The sequence below is a fragment of the Bifidobacterium sp. MSK.13.1 genome, from assembly GCF_019131435.1.
Lineage (GTDB): Bacteria > Actinomycetota > Actinomycetes > Actinomycetales > Bifidobacteriaceae > Bifidobacterium > Bifidobacterium pseudocatenulatum.
In genome coordinates this window covers 194,406-217,937 of sequence record NZ_JAHOMM010000001.1, presented here as the reverse complement: position 1 = coordinate 217,937, position 23,532 = coordinate 194,406, and the positions used below count along the sequence as shown (strand labels likewise).

General features: G+C 56.4%; 20 protein-coding genes. 18 read left to right on the top strand and 2 right to left on the bottom strand.

The genetic code is table 11. The features are described from left to right. Positions 1–197: 197 nt before the first annotated feature. The 8 genes from dinB to rpsI all read left to right on the top strand — a co-directional run bounded on the left by dinB (position 198) and on the right by rpsI (position 9,005). Complete coding sequence (gene dinB / locus KSY55_RS00985; protein WP_022245315.1) at positions 198–1,502, top strand: DNA polymerase IV; 1,305 nt, start codon at positions 198–200, stop codon at positions 1,500–1,502. A gap of 67 nt (positions 1,503–1,569) precedes the next feature. Further along, complete coding sequence (locus tag KSY55_RS00980) at positions 1,570–2,934, top strand: CapA family protein (RefSeq protein WP_217749429.1); 1,365 nt, start codon at positions 1,570–1,572, stop codon at positions 2,932–2,934. 79 nt (positions 2,935–3,013) lie between these two features. Continuing rightward, positions 3,014–4,000: a D-2-hydroxyacid dehydrogenase family protein gene (locus KSY55_RS00975; protein WP_022245317.1), complete on the top strand. Its 987-nt coding sequence runs from the start codon at positions 3,014–3,016 to the stop codon at positions 3,998–4,000. Between the two features lie 65 nt (positions 4,001–4,065). Beyond that, positions 4,066–4,704: a YigZ family protein gene (locus tag KSY55_RS00970; RefSeq protein WP_055063017.1), complete on the top strand. Its 639-nt coding sequence runs from the start codon at positions 4,066–4,068 to the stop codon at positions 4,702–4,704. A gap of 54 nt (positions 4,705–4,758) precedes the next feature. Continuing rightward, positions 4,759–5,466 (top strand): AbrB family transcriptional regulator, encoded by a 708-nt coding sequence (locus KSY55_RS00965; protein WP_004220035.1) that lies wholly within the window; start codon positions 4,759–4,761, stop codon positions 5,464–5,466. Between the two features lie 69 nt (positions 5,467–5,535). Beyond that, a complete protein-coding gene (malQ, locus tag KSY55_RS00960) occupies positions 5,536–7,698 on the top strand; it encodes a 4-alpha-glucanotransferase (RefSeq protein ID WP_080789631.1) in 2,163 nt (720 codons plus the stop codon). A 345-nt stretch (positions 7,699–8,043) separates the two neighbouring features. Next, positions 8,044–8,493, top strand: coding sequence for a 50S ribosomal protein L13 (rplM, locus tag KSY55_RS00955; protein WP_003836021.1), 450 nt, complete (start codon positions 8,044–8,046; stop codon positions 8,491–8,493). A gap of 20 nt (positions 8,494–8,513) precedes the next feature. After that, positions 8,514–9,005: a 30S ribosomal protein S9 gene (gene rpsI / locus KSY55_RS00950; RefSeq protein WP_003836019.1), complete on the top strand. Its 492-nt coding sequence runs from the start codon at positions 8,514–8,516 to the stop codon at positions 9,003–9,005. Between the two features lie 83 nt (positions 9,006–9,088). Here rpsI and glgX read toward each other — a convergent pair whose 3' ends face one another. Beyond that, complete coding sequence (gene glgX / locus KSY55_RS00945; protein WP_217749428.1) at positions 9,089–11,536, bottom strand: glycogen debranching protein GlgX; 2,448 nt, start codon at positions 11,534–11,536, stop codon at positions 9,089–9,091. Between the two features lie 312 nt (positions 11,537–11,848). Between glgX and KSY55_RS00940 the strand changes: the two genes are divergently transcribed. Further along, a complete protein-coding gene (locus KSY55_RS00940) occupies positions 11,849–12,250 on the top strand; it encodes a VOC family protein (RefSeq protein ID WP_004220029.1) in 402 nt (133 codons plus the stop codon). Between the two features lie 161 nt (positions 12,251–12,411). On the opposite strand, the gene KSY55_RS00935 is transcribed toward KSY55_RS00940, so the two are convergent. Further along, complete coding sequence (locus KSY55_RS00935) at positions 12,412–13,542, bottom strand: ROK family protein (protein WP_022245321.1); 1,131 nt, start codon at positions 13,540–13,542, stop codon at positions 12,412–12,414. Positions 13,543–13,760: 218 nt separating this feature from the next. Between KSY55_RS00935 and KSY55_RS00930 the strand changes: the two genes are divergently transcribed. From KSY55_RS00930 to rplB, 9 genes are all read left to right on the top strand, one after another. Continuing rightward, the gene (locus KSY55_RS00930) at positions 13,761–15,029 is read left to right on the top strand and encodes an MFS transporter (RefSeq protein WP_217749427.1); all 1,269 of its coding nucleotides are present in this window, start codon (positions 13,761–13,763) and stop codon (positions 15,027–15,029) included. 75 nt (positions 15,030–15,104) lie between these two features. After that, a complete protein-coding gene (locus tag KSY55_RS00925) occupies positions 15,105–16,145 on the top strand; it encodes an NAD(P)-dependent alcohol dehydrogenase (protein WP_065437732.1) in 1,041 nt (346 codons plus the stop codon). Positions 16,146–16,184: 39 nt separating this feature from the next. Next, on the top strand, positions 16,185–17,159 hold the full coding sequence (locus KSY55_RS00920; protein WP_217749426.1) for an AraC family transcriptional regulator: 975 nt from the start codon (positions 16,185–16,187) through the stop codon (positions 17,157–17,159). A 353-nt stretch (positions 17,160–17,512) separates the two neighbouring features. Further along, the gene (gene adhE, locus KSY55_RS00915; protein WP_004220022.1) at positions 17,513–20,242 is read left to right on the top strand and encodes a bifunctional acetaldehyde-CoA/alcohol dehydrogenase; all 2,730 of its coding nucleotides are present in this window, start codon (positions 17,513–17,515) and stop codon (positions 20,240–20,242) included. A 477-nt stretch (positions 20,243–20,719) separates the two neighbouring features. Further along, positions 20,720–21,028 (top strand): 30S ribosomal protein S10, encoded by a 309-nt coding sequence (gene rpsJ, locus KSY55_RS00910; protein WP_003808013.1) that lies wholly within the window; start codon positions 20,720–20,722, stop codon positions 21,026–21,028. 17 nt (positions 21,029–21,045) lie between these two features. Next, a complete protein-coding gene (rplC, locus tag KSY55_RS00905) occupies positions 21,046–21,687 on the top strand; it encodes a 50S ribosomal protein L3 (RefSeq protein ID WP_003836003.1) in 642 nt (213 codons plus the stop codon). A 6-nt stretch (positions 21,688–21,693) separates the two neighbouring features. Next, complete coding sequence (gene rplD, locus KSY55_RS00900; RefSeq protein ID WP_022245323.1) at positions 21,694–22,359, top strand: 50S ribosomal protein L4; 666 nt, start codon at positions 21,694–21,696, stop codon at positions 22,357–22,359. 5 nt (positions 22,360–22,364) lie between these two features. Beyond that, the gene (gene rplW, locus KSY55_RS00895) at positions 22,365–22,661 is read left to right on the top strand and encodes a 50S ribosomal protein L23 (RefSeq protein WP_003808021.1); all 297 of its coding nucleotides are present in this window, start codon (positions 22,365–22,367) and stop codon (positions 22,659–22,661) included. Positions 22,662–22,697: 36 nt separating this feature from the next. Beyond that, positions 22,698–23,528 (top strand): 50S ribosomal protein L2, encoded by an 831-nt coding sequence (gene rplB / locus KSY55_RS00890; RefSeq protein ID WP_034879917.1) that lies wholly within the window; start codon positions 22,698–22,700, stop codon positions 23,526–23,528. The last annotated feature ends 4 nt before the right edge of the window (positions 23,529–23,532 follow it).

The following is a 23,532-nucleotide window of genomic DNA, read 5'->3' as shown; positions in this document are numbered from 1 at the left end:
TATACCATCCATTTGCGGGCAAAACACCATATCTCGCAAAAAAGATGAGAAAACGTTGAAATTTCAACGAAAATACGTGTTGTGGGATTGTGCTGCCATGCTGGTTTCGGGTTTGCCGACACGCCGTTGCGTTAAGGTGCGGCACTATATTCGAACATTTGTTTCAATATCTTGCGAAAAACGGTTATCATGGAACCATGAGCACCGCACCGAGAATCGCAGCAGCCAAACGTGACTGGGGTCACGACGAGGCTGGCTGCACGGTGCTGCACATCGACATGGACGCCTTCTACGCATCTTTGGAGGTGGCGAGGCATCCGGAATATCGCGGCAAGCCGGTGATCATCGGCGTGGGCAACCGTTCGGTGGTGTCCGCAGCCAGCTACGAGGCTCGCCAATACGGCGTTAATTCGGCCATGGCGAGTTCCAGGGCGCAAAAGCTCTGCCCGAACGGCATTTTCCTTCCGGTCGACATGCGCTACTATCGCGCGATGTCGCATCGCATTTTCGAGGAAGTGTTCAGTCGGATCACCGATCGTATCGAACAGGTATCGGTCGATGAATGCTATATGGACGTTTCCGGGGCGCTGTTGCGGTGGGGGAGTCCTCGCGCCATTGGGGCGTGGATTCGCGAACAGGTGGTTTCGCGTTACAACGTCACCTGTTCCGTAGGCATCGCGGCAAACAAGCTGGTCGCCAAAATGGCATCCACCAATGCCAAGCCCAACGGCATGTTGATGATTCCTGTGGCGCGGCATGCGCAATTCGTGCAGATGATGCCATTGCGTGGCATTCCCGGCATTGGGCCTTCTTTGGAGAAACGACTGAATGCGTGGGGCGTCAACTCCGTTGCCGATCTTGCGCGTATGAGTCTTGAATCGTTGGAACAGGCTACTGGATCGGCTATTTCCGCGCGTGGGCTGTATCAGGCGGCCCGAGGACTGGATGGTAGACCCGTCGTGCCGTATACGCAGGAAAAATCGATTGGCGCGGAACGCACCTTCGATGCGGATACGCAAGACATGCGGCAGGTGTGCTCCATGCTCCGCTGGTGTTGCGATGACGTGGCCACGTCTTTGCGCAGGAGGGGTTTCCTCGCTCGTAAAGTCATGGTCAAACTTCGGTTTCCGGATTTGAGCTACGCAACAAAAGGGCACACACTGGGCTGTCCTACGGATGCGGCGAGCGTGCTCTACCCGCAATGTGCCAATCTGCTGCTCTCCATGATGGGCATGGCTCCGGAGTCTGCGCATGCCATTTCCCTTACGCGCCCCGTGCGTTTGGCGGGAATGAGCGCCAGTGGGCTTGTACTTGCCGAAGAAGCTGTGATTCAGCCTTCGCTGGATGATCTGCTCGAAGAAAACGAAGTCGAACAGCGTGCTGAAATCTCCGGCGGCAGCGCCCAGTCGCAGACGCATTCGGCGCGTTTGCGTGGCGCGGAGGCGGCGCTTGATGCGGTGCGTCGAAAATACGGTAACAATATCGCCAGCTTCGGGGTGTAGAAGCAAGGGCATATCCGTTATTCTTGAAGTGATGAGTTGAGAAGGCCCAGAGGAAGGCAGGGGCGCCATGAAATACAGGAAAGAGGCGGTGCACGCGACCAATCCGGAAGTGCTTGCGGCCGGCCGTCGCAAACTTGTGTTTGCGGCATTGGCGGTGCTTGCCGTCGTGCTTGTGGCGGGAACTTGGCTGTTGGTGCATAGTCTTCAACCGAAGCAGAACGATGCTGTCGTGAAGCCGGAGACGGCGGTAAGCCAGCCGAAAACGGTTGAAAAGAAGCAGGCGACTGAGTCTGCGGAGCATCATGGCAATTCTCCGGATTGCCCCGACACCGACTGCATCGCCATGCTTGTCAACGGTGATCTGCTGTTCCACGAGGGGCTTTGGAACCAGTATGCCAGCGCCAACACCGCGGCCACGGATGGCACGGCATTCGACTTTACCGGCTTGTTCGAGCCGATGCGCAAATACATTGATGCATCCGACATTGCCGTATGCGAATTCGAAACACCTATCGCGCAGCGAGGCGGTCCATATACGGGCTATCCGGTATTCAATATTCCGGCAGAAGTGGCCGACGCCGCGAAAAACGTGGGGTATCGCGCCTGCACGCATGCGTCGAATCATTCCTGGGACCAAGGTGCTGACGGCATCGCGCGCTTGTGGGACACACTTGATCAGGATGGCATCGCCCAGACCGGCTCCTATAAAACCGAAGAGGATTCGTATAAGCCGTTGGTCATCGATTCGCCTACCGGTGGCGGTAAGCTCGGTCTGATTGCGGGAACCGTGTCGTTGAACGCGCAGACGCCTGACTACGACTGGCGTGTGGATCGTCTGCGTGAATCCGGAGACCCGAACCACCAAGCCGATATCGACAAGGCGGTAGCCAAAGCGAAGGCCGCTCGCGAGCAGGGTGCCGATGTGGTGGCCATAGCCATGCATTCCGTGCAGGAGTATTTGGATTACGCTGATTCCTGGCAGCAAAGTGAGGCTCATGAACTGGCCGATACCGGTGCGTTCGACGTGATTTATGGCGCTGGATGCCATTGCGCGCAGCCGGTCGAGAATTACAACGGCACTTGGATCATCTACGGTTTGGGCAATGCCGTGACCGAATCGGCCAATACTGCGGACACGTTGGTGAACAATCAAGGCATTACCGCGCGTATTCAATTCGCGGGCAAGAAAGGCGTGGCCGGTTCGTGGCGTGTCAACCGCATTGACTGGGTGCCCAGTGCCAACGAAACCCAAGGCAAATACCAATGGTGTTCCCTTGCAAGCGATCATCCTGACGGCACCTGCTGGGACGAAACGCAAGACGCCAATGTGCGCCAACGCATCTGGGACGTGCTCTATTCCATGGGCGCCGATCAGAACGTGGTCAAGGAATGGAATATTACCGCGGAGCAAACGAGTTCATCTGGCCAGTAGTTTTCCGTGGCACAATATGCCTCATGCCGTGAGTCGCATATGCGTAAGAACTCTCGAACATACAATGTGAGGTGAAAACATGGAAATCTACGAAACCCAACCGGAACGCACCGATCTGCCACTGGTGGTCATGCCCGTCATCATCGAATCGATGATCGAACCGTTCGAAAAGAACTTCGAACTGCTCAAAGACATTGCCCGCGTGCGCATGTACAAGGATTTCACGCTTGACGAAGACACCATCGTCGAACGTTGCGCCGAAGCTGACGCCATCATGGTGATCGGATTCCACTGCGCCGATTCCATCCTCGATCGGTTGAACGCCAAATGCTATGCATTCGGCGGCACCGGCGTGGCCAGTTACATCGATCTCGACAAAGCCAAGGAACGTGGAATCCGCGTATGCAATGTGGTGCACTATGGCGACCATGCCGTGGCCGAACACACCATCGCACTGCTTATGGAACTCGCCAGACAGGTCGGCAAACTCGACAGGCAAGTCAAAACAGGCGATTGGGACGGTGCCGACGGCTACGAGCTGTACGGCAAGAAGCTTGGCATCATCGGCCTTGGCGGCATCGGTCAGACCGTGGCACGCATCGCCGGAGCTTTGGGCATGAACGTGTCCGCATGGAACTCCCATGTGCCGGAGCAGGTGTTCGCCGATCTGAATATCACTCCAGTCAACGATATGAACGAGCTGATTGCCGGTTCCGACGTGGTATCCATCCATATGCCGCTGCTGGACTCCACAAAAGGCATCGTCACTGCGGAAAACCTCGAAGCTCTGAAACCGGGAACCATGTTCATCAACACGGCCCGTGCGGAAATCATCGAACCGGGCGCATTGCTCGCCAGACTCCAGCGAGGCGACATTCCTGCGGCGCTCGATGTGTTCGAACACGAGCCGCTCACTGCCGACGATCCGCTCTGTTCGATTCCAGGCATCATCCTCACCCCGCACACCGCGTGGCGCACCGATGGCGCCTATGTGGGCATCACCAGACAGGTGGTCCAATCCGTTGCGGCATTCTGCAAGGGCGAGGATTTCAACGTCGTCGTGTGAATAACCGCAAAACCGGTATGGGCAAAACATGTGGACGGTCGGCGTGATTGGGTAGGTTGAAAGACATGCAGACCATACTCGATTCCGCCGATCAGCCCGCGCATGATGCGTTCGTCGAGAAAAAATCGGAATTCATCGGCGACGCCTGTCATATCGACTCCTTGGATGAGGCGCTCGCATTTGTGCAGACGATTCGCGACCAGCATCCGAAAGCGCGTCATGTCGCCTATGCTGCGGTGTGCGGCGGTTCCGACGGTCGTTTGGCCGAACGCATGAGCGATGACGGCGAGCCATCGGGCACGGCGGGCAAACCGATTCTTGACGTGTTGCGTGCCAACGAGATGACGGATTGCGTGGTTGCCGTCACCCGATATTTCGGAGGTATTCTGCTGGGTTCCGGAGGCCTGATCCGCGCATATTCCACGGGTGCGTCCATTGCGGTCAAAGCGGCGAACAAAGCGAAGATCGTGCCATGTTGCGAATATCAGGTGACGCTTGACTATCCGCAATTGGGAAGCTTTCAGAATCTGCTTGCGTCAGTGGACGGCGAGCAGGCGGATGCGCAATATACCGATCGCATCGTGCTGTCAATTATCGTTCCGCAGGAACAATCGCAGAAATTCAAATCACGAATTATCGAAACGTTCAATGCGACCGTCACGCCGCGGCAAACGGGCACGTCCAATCGCCCGGTGCGATACTGAAATCCAACGATGACGAATGGAATATTGAGCAGAACATAACGTAAGGTGGAACGCATGACCGAAGATATGAGCTCGCAAGACACTACTGCCGTGGAAACCGCCGAAAATACCGTCGAAACCGTTGTGGGGAACGCCGACGAACAAGCATCAAACCAAGAGGTTCCTTCGGATTTCGAGCCTTTGACCGCAACCTACGAGCGGTTGCGTCACTCCACGGATGCCGCCGAATTGAGCGAATTCGCGCGCCGTCCGCTGCCTGACCGTTCCGAACAGGCCGCTTTCTCGCGTGCCACGGCATTGCTGGAAGCCGTCGCCGGCAATGCGCATACACCGTTGGAAGATCGCGTTTTTCTTGCGGAAACCATGCCGTTTCCGAATATTCTCGTCAAACTGTCCACCGACGAATCCGTTGAGGTGCGTAAAGCTGTTGCGGGCAATGCCAATGATAAGAATTGGCTGGTGGGGCGTCTCACCAAGGATGAGTCCCTCGAAGTGCGCGATGTCGCGTTGCGCAACAAGCAGACGTCTTGGAAGATGCGGCTCGAAGGCGCGCAGGATCCGGGTATGGATTCCACGGCCCTTGATTTTCTGGGATCTTTGGGGGTCGACGTCGAGCCGAATGCTCCTGCCGTGCTTGCTTCCATGGTACGTAGGGCCGTTGCTTTGAACCCGAACACGTCTGATCAGATGTTGGAAAAACTTGCGCAGGATGCGTCAGGAGAGGTGAAAAGGGCCGCTGAACGGCATCTTTCGGAAAAATAATTGCATACGTTGTCATTTTTATGAGATTTTTGCGCGTGGTGCATGCGATTGGGGCATAGACTGTTGTTTATGACAGAACAGACCGAAAATGCAACGCGTCTAGCCCGTCCGATCATTCGCCTGGCAAAGTTGGTGGGTATCGCCACCAGTTACGTCGGCATGAGCCGCGACTACCACGAAATCGAAGACGATGTTCTCGTGGCGGTGCTCAAGGCGCTCGGAATCGACGCTTCCAACGATGGGGCGATCGAGCAGTCCATCACCACCATTCAGCGCGAACGCGACACACGTATCGTTCCTCCGACCGTGCTGCACGTTGTCGGCAAGGAAAGCAAGGTTGAGGTTCACGGCGGAGCGCTTGACGTTCCTGAAGCTTCCATCATGCTGGAAGACGGTGGGGCGTATGCCGGCAAAATCGAGCTCGAGGGTGGCAGCGATACCGTGGTCGAGGTCGACGGCGGCTTCGTGTGCACCTCATATCTGGTGCTTCCGGCAGATCTTCCCGAGGGGTATCACACCCTTGAAGTCACCGTTGGTGGCAAGACGGAGATTGCAACCGTTATCAGCGCTCCGGAAAAGATCGAGCTGCTTGACGACATGAAGGAAGGCTCCCTGTGGGGCTGGATGAGCCAGCTCTACTCCATTCGTTCCGGCGGTTCCTGGGGTATCGGCGACTATGAGGATCTGAAGACCCTGCTCGTCGAGTCCAAGAAGAAGACCGGCGCCGACTTCATGCTGATCAATCCGCTGCATGCCGCCGAACCGGTGCCGCCGATCGAGCCATCGCCGTATCTGCCGATTTCGCGCCGTTTCATTAATTTCAGCTATATTCGACCGGAATCCATGCCGGAATATGCCGTGCTTTCGCCGGAAGACAAGGCGAAAGTGGATGAACTGCATGAGCAGGTCAAGCCGCTCAACGGCAATGCGCGGATCTTGGATCGCGAAACCATGTGGCGTACCAAGATGCAGGCGTTGTGGATCATCTACAAGTCCGGCCTTTCCGCACAGCGTCAAGCCGAGTTCGACCAGTATCTCGCCGAAGTGGGCGATGAGATCGAATCCTATGCCACATGGTGCCTGTGCTACGACAAGTGGGGCGCCTCGAATGGCAGCGACGACGATTGGGTGCGCAAGTACAATCGTGATTCCGAGGAAGTCGCGCAGCTTCGCGCACAGTACCCGGACACGCTTGAATTCTATCGTTGGCTCGAATGGGTCGCCACCGAGCAGCTGCATGCGGCCCAGCAGGCGGCGCGCGAGGCCGGCATGAAGATCGGCATCGTCGCCGACATGGCTGTGGGCGTGCATCCGGCCGGTTCCGACGTGTGGTGGAACCCGGAGCGTTTTGCCAAGGGCGCCACGGTCGGCGCTCCGCCGGACATGTTCAACCAGCAGGGTCAGGATTGGAGTCAGCCGCCGCTGAATCCAATCGCTCTCGAACAGACCGGCTACAAGGTGTACCGAGATATGGTGCACGGCATGTTCTCCAATGCAGGCGCGGTACGTATTGACCATATTCTCGGCTTGTTCCGCTTGTGGTGGATTCCGGAAGGCAAGAAAGCCATGGACGGCACCTATGTGCATTACGATTCTGACATCATGCTCGGCATTCTCGCATTGGAAGCATCCCGCGCCGGTGGTGTGGTCGTGGGCGAGGATCTCGGCGTGGTTCCGGCATACGTGTCCAAGTCGCTGTCCGAGCACGGCATTCTCGGTTGCGCTGTGGAATGGTTCGAGCAGTTCGACGGCGAATTCCGTGCGCCGAAGGATTGGCGTCCGTATGCGTTGGCATCCGTCAACACGCACGATTTGCCTCCGGCAGCCGGCTACTTGGAGTACGGGCATGTCAAATTGCGTGAACAGCTTGGACTGCTGTCCGGTCCGGTCGAAGAATTCCAGAAGTCCGCGGAAGCCGAACATAACGCCATGCTGAGCATGCTTGTCGACGAAGGCTATCTCGACGCTTCCGCGCTGGAAGACGAGCTTGCCAACGAAAACGAGATCATCGACGCGCTGTACCGCGGTTTGAAGGGATCGCCATGCAAGCTCATGGCGGCGTCCATCGTCGACGCGGTCGGCGAAAAGCGCACGCAGAACCAGCCGGGCACCAGCAACGAATATCCGAACTGGCGTATTCCGCTGGCTGACGGCGATGGCAATGTCGTGCCGCTGGAGCAGTTGTTCGACAATACTCGACTGCAGGAGATCGCAGCGATTATGCGCGGCTGAGCTTGCAGCGGATTGAGGCTGATTGCAGCTGATTTCGATTGGCGGAAGGCCGGCGATGCAAGGTAGGGAGACCTGCCAAGCGTCGCCGGCTTTTGCGTGTCGATTGCTGTGTTTCCGTATTCGCAAGTACTAGGGGTTGATGTGTCGCGAATGTCAAGGCTGGCGATATACTAGTAGATTGTTGTGTTTCCCTACGGGGTCCTTCAAAGCGCTTTTCCCACTCGCCATCGAGGACTTTCAGGGAGCCCACGGATAATGAGACCTGAAAAAGGCATCATTCCGCGCCTAACCAACGCAGAGATGTTGATGGAAGGTCCGGAACACAATATATAGAAAAGGTACATCGTGAAAACTTTCACTCCGAAGCCAGCTGATCTGACTCACGACTGGTACGTCATCGACGCCACCGACGTGGTGCTCGGCCGTCTCGCTTCCCAGGCAGCCATCCTGCTGCGTGGCAAGAACAAGCCGACCTACGCTCCGCACGCCGATTCCGGCAACCACGTGATCATTCTCAACGCCGATAAGATCGCTCTGACCGGCAATAAGTTGGGCAAGGAACTGTACATGCACTCCGGTCGTCCGGGTGGCCTGCGTCGCGATAGCTACGGCAAGCTGCTCAAGACCAACCCTGAGCGCATCATCAAGTCCGCTATCAAGGGCATGCTGCCGAAGAATCGTCTGGCCAAGGTCCAGCTGGATCGCCTCCACATCATCTGTGGCACCGAGCATCCGTACGCTGGCCAGAAGCCGCAGGTTTTCGAGATCGCTCAGGTCTCGCAGCAGGCTAAGTGAACCGAAGGGAGATAAGAAACATGGCTGAAAACACCAACAACTCCGCGGTTCTCGAGACCGAAGAGGAGCTCACCTCGTACACCACCGAGACCAACGCTGGCGCTGGCACCGGTACTTCCGCTATCGCTCCGGGCTATGGCACCGGTCGTCGTAAGGAAGCCGTCGCTCGTGTCCGCCTGGTTCCGGGCACCGGCAAGTGGACCATCAATGGTCGCACCCTGGAAGAGTACTTCCCGGCCAAGCTGCTGCAGCGTGAGGTCAACTCCCCGATCGTGCTTCTCAAGCTCGAAGGCAAGTTCGACGCTATCGTCCTCGTTGACGGTGGCGGCACCACCGGCCAGGCTGGCGCAATCCGCCTGGGCGTTGCCCGCGCTCTGAACGCTATCGATCGTGATGCGAACCGCGCAGCCCTGAAGAAGGCTGGCTTCCTGACCCGCGACGCTCGCGTCGTGGAACGCAAGAAGGCCGGTCTGCACAAGGCTCGTCGCGCTCCGCAGTTCTCGAAGCGCTAAAGCTTTACGGCTTATACGAAACCCCTCGGAAATTCGACTTCCGAGGGGTTTCTTGGTATTCCAGACGGTATTTTGACTGGCGTTTAGATGGTTGGCATCTGCTTCATCGCGCTGATGCTCAATGCCGGAAGCGTCCACAATGTCGGATCATCTTCCGACAGCCCATCATCGGCGGATTGCAGATTGTCCGCATCGTCTTTCATTTGCCAGTACATCATGTTGATGCGGTGCAGATGGTTGCGGAGCCTGCCCGCGGGCTTGCTTTCCGATTCTTCGTCGAATTCCGACACCCGTTCGATGGACGTTCCCAATCCCGGATATTCGCCGACAATCTCCGATGAGGACCAGACCATCTCCCATTCGATGTCTTTCGGCAGATGAAAACGCGTGACCTCATCGGAACCGTTGATCAGAATCAGCAGACTTGGCTCGTCGGGGGATAGCAGCTGCATGGCGAACGAACGGACGGAAGGATTCGTCCAATCCGCATCATTTGGCATCTGTCCATTCGGCAAATACCAATGCACGCGATCGGATTTCTTCAGCAAACCGATTTCGCTCAGGCGAGTGAAGAAATCCTCATGATTGTACAAATCGCGGGATTTACGCAATGTGATTAAACGGGAAGTGAGATTGAACTGCTTCAATTCCGGCGTTTGTTCGGTACTGTACAGCCAATCCCAATCAAGCCAGGTGGTGTCGTTATCCTGCGTGTAGGCGTTGTTGTTGCCGTTCTGCGAATTGCCGAATTCGTCGCCGGCAAGCAGCATTGGCGTGCCTAGCGAAAGCAGCAGCGTACCCAGCAGGTTCATGGTGGCGCGTTGCCGTTGCTGCACGATGATTTGATCGCCGCTGGGGCCCTCGTGACCGAAGTTGACGGAATGATTGTCGTTTGTTCCGTCGCGGTTGTTTTCGCCGTTGGCCTCGTTATGCTTGGTTTTGTACATGGTCAGATCGGCTGTGGTGAAGCCGTCATGGCATGCCACGTAATTCACGGACGCGGTCGAACCGCGGCCTGGATCGGTGGCGAACAGGTCGGATGATCCGCACAAACGTGTGGCCATCTCCTGCATGGTCATTTCGCCGTATTCTCCACCGCGCATGCGATCCACGTCGGTCAGCCAGAATTTGCGTGTGCAATCGCGGAACCTGTCGTTCCATTCGGCGAAGGGGATGCCGAATTCGCCGGTGCGCCAGCCATTTGGACCGCAATCCCAAGGTTCCATGATCATTTTGAGATTGCCGAGCAGCATGTCGGAACGCAATGCATACAGGAACGGATGGTAGCGGGTGAATTCACCGTCGAGACGTGTCAGCGTCGCCGCGAGATCGAATCGGAATCCGTCGATGCCAATGCGTTTGGCCCAATAGCGCAACGAATCCACGGCGAATGTGGTGACGTGCGTGTTGGTGAAATCAAGCGTGTTGCCGCAGCCGGTGGTGTCGTACAGGCGGCTGATCTTATCTTTGGTGCGTCGATAATATGCCAGATTGTCGAGTCCGCGCCAGCATACGGTCGGTCCTTCCGGACCGGATTCGCAGGTGTGGTTGTAGACCACGTCCATAATCACTTCGAATCCGGCCTCATGCAAGGCTCGTACCATGTCGATGACTTCCTGGCGTACTGCGGCCGCACCGGCCTCCTGGGAGCGCTTGGTGGCGTATGAGGCTTCCGGCGCGAAATAGCCGAGCGTCGAATATCCCCAATAGTTGACGCGTCCGCGTTCCTGCAGAAACAGTTCGGATTGCTTGGCTTGAATCGGCAGCAGCTCAATGGAAGTGACGCCCAAATCCTGCAGGTAGGAGAGCGTCGCCGGATGTGCCAAACCTGCATAGGTGCCGCGAAGCTCTTTGGGAAGCCAAGGCGCGTTGGCTGTGAAGCCCTTGACATGCAGCTCGTAGATCACGGTTTTGCTCCATGCTACATGCGGGTGTGAGGGCTCACCGTCATGCTTGTTGGTGGCACGATCGTCTATCGCCACGGAAACGGGAACATGCCCCACGGAGTCGATGGTGCTCATCGGGCCGAATGGCGAACCTTTGACTTTGCCGTTCACGATCTCGCATTCATAGGAGAACGCTCCGGGATCAAGCTCCATTGATCCTTCGATGCCTTTGGCATAGGGGTCGAGCAACAGTTTGTACGGGTTGAAGCTCACGCCGTGGTCGGGGTCCCATGGGCCGTTGACGCGGTATCCGTATTGCATGCCGTCCCATGCTTGCGGCACGTGCACGTACCACAGTCCGTAATTGGGCCCGTCCATGCGGAATAGTGTTTCGCGAAGATTGAGCGAGGGGATTCGCCGAGTGCAGATGCGCTGTTTCATCGCCTGATCGATGAAGGTCAGCCCCGGCTCGTTGAACAATCGTACTGCGTCGGCATAGAAGGCACTGGGTTGGTCGAGCGGCTCAAGTACGCAAAACCACACTTGGTCCGCTGTTTCCGAGCGGACGATAGCATCCGCCCCACCATCATCGGTGAAGTAGAGACCTGGACGAGTTGCATAACGGTGCAAAGACGGGTTCTTCATAACCTCATTCTAAACACTTTGAAATTATCTGTTGACTTACTATGTCGAGGCTGTCGACGCTCGTGCCGGTCTGATCCGGCCGTGAGCTTGAACTCGAGCAGGTGCAGGACTTCCTCGACGGCAAAATCGCCGCCGCTCCCAAGGCTGTCGTCAAAATCGGTGCTGACGCTGTTTATTCGTCCTGAACAGCCTGGAATTAGCAAAAAAGTGTCACGATATGACGGCAAATGCGCCGCTGACATCGCCGCATAGCGCATATCCTAATCACAAAAGGGAAAAACGTATCGTACCAACCATCACAAGGAGGGTATTATGACCAAACCAATGTCTGAATTCACCACCGATCTGCAGCATTCCGGCATGCCGGCGAAAGATCTGGACGAAACCATCGAATTCTATACCAAGAAACTCGGTTTCGAGTTGGCGGGACTGTTCCATAACGGTGAAAACCGTTGCGCATTCCTGCGTTACGGCCATCTGACCATCGAAACCTGGGAAGGCGACCCAGCGCCGCTGACCACCGGTGCCATCAACCACTGGGCGTTCGATACTCCCGACATTGAAGCCGCGTTCGAAAACGCGAAGGAACTCGGACTGAATTTCAAAGACACTGAAATTCAGCATATCGACAGCTTCTGGGAGCACGGCATTCGCTACTTCAATGTATACGGACCGAACGGCGAAACCATCGAATTCTGCCAGATTGTCAAATAACTATCATTAGATGATTACCGTCAAATAATCGCTGAAAAAATACAACAAGTGAAGCAGACGGAAGCGAACAAAGAAGCGTGCGTTGAACCTTATATACGGGTTTGGCAACACGCTTCTTTTTGTTATGCAAGCGATGCGATTAATAATATATGCACAAAAGGTCACATATCGCATAGTTCGCGTACGTACGGTTCCACAAAACGCAGGGCCGCGCCGATAATGTCTTGATGGTCGAGCGCCATTCCCTTGCGCAGGGTGAAATCCGTGGTGCCGAATGGCGTATGTTCCACCACGCGTTCGCGTAGTCCGGCCATATCGTCATCATCGAGATATTGTGCTGCCTCACCGCTGATGATCACGTCACCGGCCAGCACCGAGCGAATGTTCGTTACCGCCAGCGCCACATAATCCAGCCATTGCGAGAATCGTTTGCGGTGCTCCTGCTCGCCTTGTTCCAACACCGAAAAGAAGCCGGGCAGGCTTTCGCCGTCTTCCATCAGCGTTTCCGGCGAGCAATACGTATCCATGCATCCCAATTGCCCGCAATAGCAAGGGTTTCCGCCCGGAATCAGCGTCATATGTTCGATTGAGCCATTGCATTGGTTTGGCCCTTGGTAGAGCGATCCGTCCACGATGACCGCGCCTCCTGGGCGTCGTTCGAGGTAGATGCAGACGGCATCCTTCAGATTGTGATCGAACCAGAGTTCCGCCATGGCAGAAGCGTCGGAATCGTGAATCATCAGCGACGGATAGTTGAGGCCGTGGCTGAGTTCGCTGAGTTTCAGGCCGGTGTTGCCCATGATTTTGCCGAAGGTGATCGACTGTCCGTCTGCCGATACGATGCCTTGCATGCAGAAGGCCACGCCGAGTACCGTGCTGCCTTGTTTCGCCAGTTCTTGCGCGAAATCGTTGATGATGCCATTCATGCGCTGGTAGTAGGCGTCGTTGTTGCGATAGGGGAGTGTGCGCTGTCTGGTGGCTACGGATTTGCCGTTCAGATCAATGGCGATGGCCGTGATTTGTGTGGTTTGGATGCGCACGCCGATCGCCACGCTGGAGTGTGCCGCGAATTCATAGATTTGCGCTTTGCGTCCGCCGGTGGATTGCTGCATCTCGCCTTTGACAATGAGCCCGTCGGCCTCCATGGCGCGCAGATTCTGCGTGATGGTTGGTAGGCTGAGCCCTAATTCGTGTTCGAACATCTGCTTGGTGGCTGAACCTTGGGTATAGATGAACGCGGTCATGGCCTTGAGATTGGCTTCTTTGACTGATAGGGCGGATTGGGCTTTCACTGGATGTTTCCTTCCTGCACAAGTTCTTTTTCAAGACTACTTCATAAAAGTCCTTTCCTTATGTCTCGTGTTGGTCTGAAATAACGGGTGTTGCAAAAAAGTATAAAAAACGGCCGTGTATAAGGGATTTTCTGCCACTTTTCTGCGTTGAAAATATGTTTATCAACAAAAAAGTTGAGACGGTGACAACGACGTTCTACCAAGAAAAGAGGCATGTTATGAAGATAGGACTGCCGCGCACGCTATTGGCCGGCTTGGTCGCCATAGCGGTGTTCATGACCGGCGATGGCTTTGAATTGACTTTTTTGTCCAAATACATCGTGGACCAGGGATTCAGCTCTTCGCAATCGTCGCTGCTGTTCACCATGTACGGGCTGATGACTGCGCTTGCCGGCTGGGCGTCCGGTGTGCTGGCTGAAATGTTCGGTGCCAAACGCATCATGCTGATCGGCGCGAGCGCCTGGGTTGTTTTACATTTGCTGTTCGTTGGTGTGGCGCTGCCGAGCGGCGTCTATCCGCTGATGTTAGGAGTGTATGCGTTGCGGGGTGTTGGCTACCCGCTGTTCATCTACTCGTTCGTGGTGTTGATGGCGCAAACCATCGATACTGCCAAGCTCGCGTCGGCCATGGGGTGGTTTTGGGCCGCCTACTCGTTCGGCATTGGCGTATTCGGCGCATATTTGCCGAGTTTCACCATTCCGCTGGTGGGCGAGTACTACTCGCTGTGGCTTTCGTTGCCTTTTTCTATAGCTGGACTGCTGATTTGCCTGCTGATGGTGCCGAAAAGCAAGGGTGCTGACACCTCTTCCATGAGTAATGCCGACAAGCTGCGCGAGCTTAGTCGAGGAGTCACCATTCTGGTGCATAATCGCCAAATCGCTTTGGCTGCGGTGGTGCGTGTGATCTGCAATCTGACGTTGTACGGCTTTCCCGTCATCATGCCACTCTACTTGGCCACTACCAACAATGGCGGCGGCGCTTGGTTTGAGGTTTCGCAATGGAGTCAGATTTGGGGATTCCAGTTTGTGGTCACCATTTTCGGCAATGTGTTCTGGGGTCGTATGGGCGATTCGCATGGTTGGATGCGGCAAATGCGCTGGTTTGGCTGCTGGTTCTGTGTGATCGGCACGCTGGGCATGTATTACATTCCGCAGTTTTTCGGGGCGAATATGGTGCTTATGTGTGCTGATGCGGTTGTTCTTGGATTGGGAATTTCCGCTTTCGTTCCTATGGGAGCCGTGTTTCCCGCGTTGGCGTCGGAACATAAGGGTGCTGCGATTTCCGCGCATAATCTCGCTTCCGGCCTGACTACATTTTTCGGTCCGCTGATTGCGACGGTGCTGATTTCCACTATCGGATTCGGCGGCGTGTGCTGGACGTATGCGATCTGCTATGCGATCGGATCGTTGGCCACGCTCGGCATTCATCCTCATCAACCCGGATTTGACGATCGTGGCCATCGCATTACCGCGATCGAACGTAACTAATCGCAATTGAATATCAATTGCTCAATCATCATCATTTTTCTCAAAAAACACCATTATCCACAAAGGAGAATAATCATGAAGGCAGTCGTTCTCGAAGAGCAGGGCGTCATCAATGTGCGTGAGGTGCCTGACGTCCCCGCACCTGGTCTAGGCGAGCTGAAGATCGCGCCGCATACTGTTGGTGTGTGCGGTTCCGATCTGCACTATTACACGCATGGTCGCGTGGGTAAATATGTGGTGGAGCAGCCGATGATTCTTGGTCATGAGGCTTCCGGCACGGTGGTTGAGGTCGGTCCTGGCGTCGAAGGCTTCAAGGTGGGCGATCGTGTGGCCATGGAGCCCGGCATTCCGGATATGAGTTCGCGTGCCAGCAAACTGGGCATGTATAACGTCGATCCTGCGGTGCGTTTCTTTGCCACTCCGCCGATTGATGGCTGCCTGTGCGAAACGGTGAACCATCCTGCGGCGTTCACCTACAAGCTGCCCGACAATGTGAGCTTCGGTGAGGGTGCGCTGCTTGAACCGTTGGCTGTGGGCATGTGGTCCGCCACCAAGGCTCGTATCAAGCCGGGCGATGTCTGCGTGGTCACCGGATCAGGCACGGTCGGCATGCTGACCGCGTCGTGCGCGTTGGCGGGTGGCGCTTCCAAGGTGCTGATCTCCGATGTGTCGGCAATCAAACTGGCGATTGCGGCTCAGATTCCAGGTATTATTCCGGTGGATCTCACCAAGGAGGATCTGGTGGAGCGCGTCCGCGAGGAAACGGGGGGCTGGGGTGCTGATGTGGCTTTCGAGTGCTCGGGCTCGCCGAAGTCATACGAGACATTCTGGAAGCTGATTGCTCCCGGTGGCGCTGCCGTTATCGTTGGCATTCCGGTCAATCCGGTGGCCATCGATATTACGGAGCTGCAGGCTACCGAGGTGCGCATCGAAAATATCTTCCGTTATGCCAATGTGTATCAGAAGGCCATTGACCTCGTGGCTAACGGTAAACTGAATCTGAAGCCATTCATCACCGACACCTATGCGATGGAGGATGCCCAGGCGGCGTTCGATCGCATGGCTGAGGGGCGTCCTGGAGACATTAAGCTGCAGATTACCGTGAAAAACGACTGACGTTACGCACGTTACGGAACGACGAAAGGGGTCTGTGTCATGGGGGCTGTTGCACAAGTCAACGATAATCGGCATGGGAAGGCGGCTTTGGCTCAGACCTCTTCTTTTGGTGGATTCGTGCCGAAAGGTGGAAGTTCGAACGATTCTGGCGTATTGGAGATCATTGTGCCGGACGCGCAGGCTTCGGTGCGTTGGGCGAAGCATGGCTACCCAAGCTCGTTGGCGAAATGGCATCATCATCCTCATATTGAAATTCATCTAATTCGGGAAGGTACCGGATTGATGATGGCGGGCAATGCCGTTGTTCCGTATGAGGCCGGGCAGGTTGCGCTGATTGGTTCAAATCTTCCGCATAATTGGGTGTCCGACATCGCTCCGGGGGAGCGGCTTCGTCAGCGTGATGTGGTGTGCCATGTGCGTCCGGAAACCATGCGTCTGCTGATGTCTGGATTTCCGGAAACGTCTGGTTTTGCAATGGTGTTGAAACGTGCGGGGCAGGCATTGGTGCTGAGCGGTGAATCCGCTCGTCAGGCCGGTTCGATTCTGGAAAGCATGGAGGAACATAGTCTTGCTTGCCGTGTTAGTGATCTGATTCGTGTGTTGGATGTGTTCGCGCATGCCCCCGCAGATGAATCCTATACGGTGGTTGCGTCCGGATACGATCCGGCTGTATGCAGTGGTGCGGAACGTGTGGTCAATGATGCCATCGAGTACATTTCATCGCATCTGAGCGGTGAAATTAGCATGGATTTGGCCGCCCGCCAGGCCGGAATGAGCGTTTCGGCTTTCTCTCGTCTGTTCAAAAGGGCTGCAGGAATAGGGTTTTCGGATTTTGTTCGACGATTGCGTATCGGGCATGCATGCAGATTGCTGACGACCACGAATCAAAGCGTCGCTTCGATTCGTCGCGCTTGCGGATATGGTAACGCTTCGAATTTCAATCGTCGCTTCTTTGAAGAAACAGGCGAAACTCCTACTGGCTGGCGGAAAAAATACATTGGACGAACAAGATAAATAAATCGACTTTGTAAAAGCTCGATATGATTGATATCATATAGAAAATACTTTTATAAAAGATATGGAGGTGAGACTTGAGAAAGTGTGTGTGATTTATGATAAAAAGCAACAAAAACGCTCAAAATGATGTTTTTGAGGCTTTTTGATTCCATAAAAGAACGCAATCTAAACATTAAATGAACAGAAGATAACATTTCTCTTGCGACACGACACAGTGGAACATCATATTGCATACTCACTAAAGTGTGTCCTAGGTCACAAAAGACCAGCAACGCGTCCATCCGCTTCGAGGCGGATGGAATAACGGGAAACTACTTTGCAAACCCCCAAAGAATCGAGGAGGACTTCAAGTGGCAGACGCAAAGAAGGAAGAGCCGACCAAGCCGACTCCGGAAGAGAAGCTCGCCGCAGCTGAGGCTGAGGTCGATGCTCTGGTCAAGAAGGGCCTGAAGGCTCTTGACGATTTCGAAAAGCTCGATCAGAAGCAGGTTGACCGTATCGTCGCCAAGGCTTCCGTCGCAGCACTGAACAAGCATCTGGTGCTCGCCAAGATGGCCGTTGAGGAAACCGGCCGTGGTTTGGTGGAAGACAAGGCCACCAAGAACATCTTCGCCTGCGAGCACGTCACCAACTATCTGGCCGGTCAGAAGACCGTCGGCATCATTCGTGAAGACGATGTCATGGGCATCGACGAGATCGCCGAACCGGTCGGTGTCGTCGCCGGCGTGACCCCGGTCACCAACCCAACCTCCACCGCCATCTTCAAGTCGCTGATCGCGCTGAAGACCCGCTGCCCGATCATCTTCGGCTTCCACCCGGGCGCACAGAAGTGCTCCGTCGAAGCCGCCAAGATCGTGCGCGACGCAGCCATCGCGGCAGGCGCTCCTGAGAACTGTATCCAGTGGATCGAGCACCCGTCCATCGAAGCCACCGGCGCCCTGATGAAGCATGATGGTATCGCCACCATCCTCGCCACCGGTGGCCCGGGCATGGTCAAGGCGGCATATTCCTCCGGCAAGCCGGCCCTCGGCGTCGGCGCTGGCAACGCTCCGGCATATGTCGACAAGAACGTCGACATCGTGCGCGCCGCCAACGATCTGGTGCTCTCCAAGCACTTCGATTACGGCATGATCTGCGCCACCGAGCAGGCCATCATCGCCGACAAGGAAGTCTACGCTCCGCTGATCAAGGAACTCAAGCGCCGCAAGGCCTACTTCGTGAACGACGAAGAGAAGGCCAAGCTCGAGCAGTACATGTTCGGCTGCACCGCATATTCCGGCCAGACCCCGAAGCTCAACTCTGTGGTGCCGGGCAAGTCCCCGCAGTACATCGCCAAGGCCGCAGGTTTTGAGATTCCGGAAGACGCCACCATTCTTGCCGCCGAGTGCAAGGAGGTCGGCGAGAACGAGCCGTTGACCATGGAGAAGCTCGCTCCGGTCCAGGCCGTACTGAAGTCCGACAACAAGGAACAGGCCTTCGAAATGTGCGAAGCCATGCTCAAGCATGGTGCAGGCCACACCGCAGCCATCCACACCAACGATCAGGCTCTGGTCCGCGAATACGGCCAGCGCATGCACGCATGCCGCATCATCTGGAACTCTCCGAGCTCCCTCGGCGGCGTGGGCGACATCTACAACGCCATCGCACCGTCGCTGACCCTCGGCTGCGGCTCCTACGGCGGCAACTCCGTGTCTGGCAACGTTCAGGCAGTTAACCTTCTCAACATCAAGCGCATCGCTCGGAGGAACAACAACATGCAGTGGTTCAAGATTCCGGCCAAGACTTACTTCGAGCCGAACGCCATCAAGTACCTGCGCGACATGTACGGCATCGAGAGGGCCGTCATCGTGTGCGATAAGGTCATGGAGCAGCTCGGTGTGGTCGACAAGATCATCGACCAGCTCCGCGCACGTTCCAACCGTGTGACCTTCCGCATCATCGACTACGTCGAGCCGGAGCCGAGCGTTGAAACCGTCGAGCGCGGTGCCACCATGATGCGTGAGGAGTTCGAGCCGGACACCATCATCGCCGTCGGCGGTGGTTCCCCGATGGACGCCTCCAAGATCATGTGGCTGCTGTACGAGCACCCGGAAATCTCCTTCTCCGACGTGCGTGAGAAGTTCTTCGATATCCGTAAGCGCGCCTTCAAGATCCCGCCGCTGGGCAAGAAGGCCAAGCTCGTGTGCATCCCGACCTCTTCCGGCACCGGTTCCGAAGTCACGCCGTTCGCTGTGATCACCGATCACAAGACAGGCTACAAGTACCCGATCACCGATTACGCGCTGACCCCGTCCGTCGCCATCGTCGATCCGGTGCTGGCGCGTACCCAGCCGCGCAAGCTCGCATCCGATGCTGGCTTCGACGCCCTGACCCACTCCTTCGAGGCTTACGTCTCCGTCTATGCCAACGATTTCACCGATGGCATGGCGTTGCACGCGGCCAAGTTGATTTGGGACAACCTCGCCGAGTCCGTCAACGGCGAGCCGGGTGAAGACAAGATCAAGGCCCAGGAGAAGATGCACAACGCCGCCACCATGGCCGGCATGGCATTCGGCTCCGCATTCCTCGGCATGTGCCACGGCATGGCCCACACCATCGGTGCTCTGTGCCACGTTGCCCATGGTCGTACCAACTCCATCCTGCTGCCGTACGTCATCCGCTACAACGGCTCCATTCCGGAGGAACCGACCAGCTGGCCGAAGTACAACAAGTACATCGCTCCGGAACGTTACCAGGAGATCGCCAAGAACCTTGGCGTGAACCCGGGCAAGACTCCGGAAGAGGGCGTTGAGAACCTGGCCAAGGCCGTCGAGGACTACCGTGACAACAAGCTCGGCATGAACAAGAGCTTCCAGGAGTGCGGTGTGGACGAGGACTACTTCTGGTCCATCCTCGATCAGATCGGCATGCGTGCCTATGAGGATCAGTGCGCTCCGGCAAATCCGCGTATCCCGCAGATCGAGGATATGAAGGACATCGCCATCGCCGCATACTACGGCGTCAGCCAGGCCGAAGGACACAAGCTGCGCGTCCAGCGTCAGGGCGAGGCCGCCACGGAAGAAGCTTCCGAGCGTGCATGAGTCGCTTCATGTATAGGCCATCAGCAGTGACCTATATATAAGGTGCTTGCGTTATATCGGCAAGCATCATAGATAACGAGGAATTTGGTTGGATTCGTTCAACCGGATTCCTCGTTTTTTATATGTGGAAAAGCATTTTCGGATGATGCTGCATTATGATCGCAACAGACGATCGGCAATGTGCATCTCATTCGTTTTCAGGGACTTGAAAACAGGACTTGAGACCGCGACACGCGAGGATTTCTTAAGACTACCCCTGATGCTTAAATAAAGAAGTTGCCTGATTTTAGGGCTCGCAAATTGGAATTAAAAAAGCGAGCGTGGCACAGTGATCACGAGAGTGAAAACTGCATGGCTGCGCACTGATGTGGTATGACCACGGAACTTCCACGGTTTCGGGGGTCTTCTGCGCCGGTGCCCTTTGAGAAGCAGGCTGGTAAACAGTAACTAACGAATCGCTAGAAAGGGCGGAAGGCAATGGCGGGACAGAAAATCCGCATCAGGCTTAAGTCCTATGACCATGAGGTCATCGACCAATCGGCGAAGAAGATCGTCGAAACGGTGACGAACGCGGGCGCAACTGTGGTTGGCCCGGTTCCGCTCCCGACCGAGAAGAACGTGTTCGTCGTTATCCGTTCTCCTCACAAGTACAAGGATTCTCGCGAGCATTTCGAGATGCGTACTCATAAGCGTCTCATCGACATTGTGGACCCGACCCCGAAGGCCGTGGATTCCCTTATGCACATTGATCTGCCCGCAGATGTGAACATCGAGATCAAGCTGTAAGGGAGGAGGGAACCATTATGTCTAATCGCACCGCACTGCTGGGCAAGAAGCTCGGCATGTCTCAGGTCTGGGACGAGAACGGTTTCTTCGTTCCTGTGACCCTCGTTGACGTCTCCACCAACGTGGTGACTGCTGTCAAGTCCGAAGAGTCCGACGGCTACAAGGCTGTTCAGCTTGGCTACGGCCAGGTTGACCCGACCAAGGTGACTAAGCCGCTTGCCGGCCACTTCGCCAAGGCTGGCGTCACCCCGCGTCGTCACCTCGCTGAGGTCCGCACCGATAACGCCGAAGAGTTCGAGCCGGGTCAGGAGCTGACCGCTGAGCTGTTCCCGGAGGGCACCCTGGTCGATGTGACCGGTACCACCAAGGGCAAGGGCTTCGCAGGCACCATCAAGCGCTGGGGCTTCAAGTCCTATCGTCGTACCCACGGCTCTCACAAGAACGAGCGTCGTCCTGGCTCTGTTGGCGCATGCGCTACCCCGAGCCGTATCCTCAAGGGCAAGCGTATGGCTGGCCGCATGGGTCATGTAACCAACACCACGCTGAACCTCACCATCGTTTCGTCGGATGTTGAGAACGGCGTGCTCGCCATCAAGGGCGCCATCCCGGGCCCGAAGGGCAGCATCGTTCTCGTCCGTTCGGCAGTGAAGGGAGCCTGATAAATCATGGCAAACGTTACTCTGAACGTTACCGATAACCAGGGCAATGCAACCGGAACCGTTGAGGCTCCGGCTGAGATCTTCGGCTTCTCCGCCGAAGAAGTCCAGTCCCGTATCCCGCTGATCCACCAGGTTGTGGTGGCCCAGCGCGCCGCTGCTCGTCAGGGCACTCATGCCACCAAGACTCGCGGCATGGTTTCCGGCGGTGGCCGCAAGCCGTGGAAGCAGAAGGGCACCGGTCGTGCTCGTCAGGGCTCCATTCGTGCACCGCAGTGGTACCACGGTGGCACCGTGTTCGGTCCGCAGCCGCGTGACTACTCCCAGCGCACCCCGAAGAAGATGAAGGCCGCTGCTCTCAAGTACGTGCTTTCCGATCGCGCCAACGCAGGTCGCGTGGCAGTCGTGGACTTCGGCGTTTCCGAAGCCCCGTCCACCAAGGCCGCTGTTGCCGCTCTTACCCCGGTGACCGAGAACAAGTTCACCACCGTGGTGCTCTCTCGCGAGAATGTGAACGAATGGCTTTCCGTTCGTAACATCCCGACCGTTCACCCGATCTTCGCCGATCAGCTCAACACGTACGATGTGGTCACCGCTCAGTACGTGGTCTTCTCCAAGGAAGGCTTCGACGCTTTCCTTGCTGCGAAGGCTGAGCCGGCTGCAAAGGAGGCCTGATTTTCATGGTCGCTATTCACAAGCCCGCACACGACATCATCCTCAAGCCTGTCGTTTCTGAGAAGAGCTACGCTCTGTCCGATCGCGGTCAGTACACCTTCGTGGTGGCCCCGAACGCGAACAAGGTCCAGATCAAGCAGGCAATCGAAGAGATCTTCAATGTCAAGGTGACGAACGTCAACACCCTCAACCGCGCCGGCAAGCGTCAGCGCACCCGCAACGGTTTCGGCCAGCGCGTCAATCAGAAGCGCGCTATCGTGACCGTCGCCGAGGGCCAGACGATCGACATCTTCGGTAACTGAAGGCTAGCCGAGAAAAGTTAAAGGAAGAACTAGATTATGGCTATCCGCGTTTATAAGCCGACGACTGCAGGCCGCCGTAACGCGTCCGTCTCGGACTTCTCCGAGCTTACGCGTTCTACGCCTGAGAAGTCGCTGGTTCGCAAACTCAGCAAGACTGGCGGTCGTAACTCTTACGGCCGTATGACCTCCCGTCATCGTGGCGGCGGTCACAAGCGCCAGTACCGTCTCATCGACTTCAAGCGTTGGGACAAGGACGGCGTGCCGGCAACGGTCGCTCACATCGAGTACGACCCGAACCGTTCCGCCCGCATCGCACTGCTGCACTACGCAGACGGTGAGAAGCGCTACATCATCGCTCCGGAAGGTATCAAGCAGGGTGACGTCATCGAGACCGGCGCCCAGGCTGATATCAAGCCGGGCAACAACCTGCCGCTGCGCAACATCCCGACTGGTACCGTGGTGCACGCAATCGAGCTCCGCCCGCTGGGTGGCGCCAAGATCGCCCGCTCCGCTGGTGCAGCCGTGCAGCTCGTCGCTAAGGATGGCGCTTACGCCCAGCTGCGCATGCCGTCCGGAGAAATCCGCAACGTGGATGCTCGCTGCCGCGCAACCGTCGGTGAGGTCGGCAACTCCGATCACGCCAACATCCAGCTCGGTAAGGCAGGTCGTGCACGTTGGATGGGCAAGCGCCCGATCACCCGTGGTGAATCCATGAACCCTGTCGATCACCCGCACGGCGGTCGTACCCGCGGTGGCAAGCCGCCGGTTTCTCCGTGGGGCAAGGGCGAGGTTCGTACCCGCCGTCCGAAGAAGGCTTCGAACAAGATGATTGTTCGTCGTCGCCCGAATGGTAAGAACCGTAAGTAAGGGA

Bases quoted from the DNA above. Each gene is read 5' to 3' on its own strand.
- KSY55_RS00940 (WP_004220029.1), top strand. From the start codon at position 11,849: ATGACCAAACCAATGTCTGAATTCACCACCGATCTGCAGCATTCCGGC.
- KSY55_RS00925 (WP_065437732.1), top strand. From the start codon at position 15,105: ATGAAGGCAGTCGTTCTCGAAGAGCAGGGCGTCATCAATGTGCGTGAG.
- rplC (WP_003836003.1), top strand. From the start codon at position 21,046: ATGTCTAATCGCACCGCACTGCTGGGCAAGAAGCTCGGCATGTCTCAG.
- rpsJ (WP_003808013.1), top strand. From the start codon at position 20,720: ATGGCGGGACAGAAAATCCGCATCAGGCTTAAGTCCTATGACCATGAG.
- KSY55_RS00930 (WP_217749427.1), top strand. From the start codon at position 13,761: ATGAAGATAGGACTGCCGCGCACGCTATTGGCCGGCTTGGTCGCCATA.
- rplW (WP_003808021.1), top strand. From the start codon at position 22,365: ATGGTCGCTATTCACAAGCCCGCACACGACATCATCCTCAAGCCTGTC.
- KSY55_RS00970 (WP_055063017.1), top strand. From the start codon at position 4,066: ATGCAGACCATACTCGATTCCGCCGATCAGCCCGCGCATGATGCGTTC.
- KSY55_RS00965 (WP_004220035.1), top strand. From the start codon at position 4,759: ATGACCGAAGATATGAGCTCGCAAGACACTACTGCCGTGGAAACCGCC.
- glgX (WP_217749428.1), bottom strand. From the start codon at position 11,536: ATGAAGAACCCGTCTTTGCACCGTTATGCAACTCGTCCAGGTCTCTAC.
- rplB (WP_034879917.1), top strand. From the start codon at position 22,698: ATGGCTATCCGCGTTTATAAGCCGACGACTGCAGGCCGCCGTAACGCG.
- rplD (WP_022245323.1), top strand. From the start codon at position 21,694: ATGGCAAACGTTACTCTGAACGTTACCGATAACCAGGGCAATGCAACC.
- KSY55_RS00920 (WP_217749426.1), top strand. From the start codon at position 16,185: ATGGGGGCTGTTGCACAAGTCAACGATAATCGGCATGGGAAGGCGGCT.
- rpsI (WP_003836019.1), top strand. From the start codon at position 8,514: ATGGCTGAAAACACCAACAACTCCGCGGTTCTCGAGACCGAAGAGGAG.
- malQ (WP_080789631.1), top strand. From the start codon at position 5,536: ATGACAGAACAGACCGAAAATGCAACGCGTCTAGCCCGTCCGATCATT.
- KSY55_RS00980 (WP_217749429.1), top strand. From the start codon at position 1,570: ATGAAATACAGGAAAGAGGCGGTGCACGCGACCAATCCGGAAGTGCTT.
- KSY55_RS00975 (WP_022245317.1), top strand. From the start codon at position 3,014: ATGGAAATCTACGAAACCCAACCGGAACGCACCGATCTGCCACTGGTG.
- dinB (WP_022245315.1), top strand. From the start codon at position 198: ATGAGCACCGCACCGAGAATCGCAGCAGCCAAACGTGACTGGGGTCAC.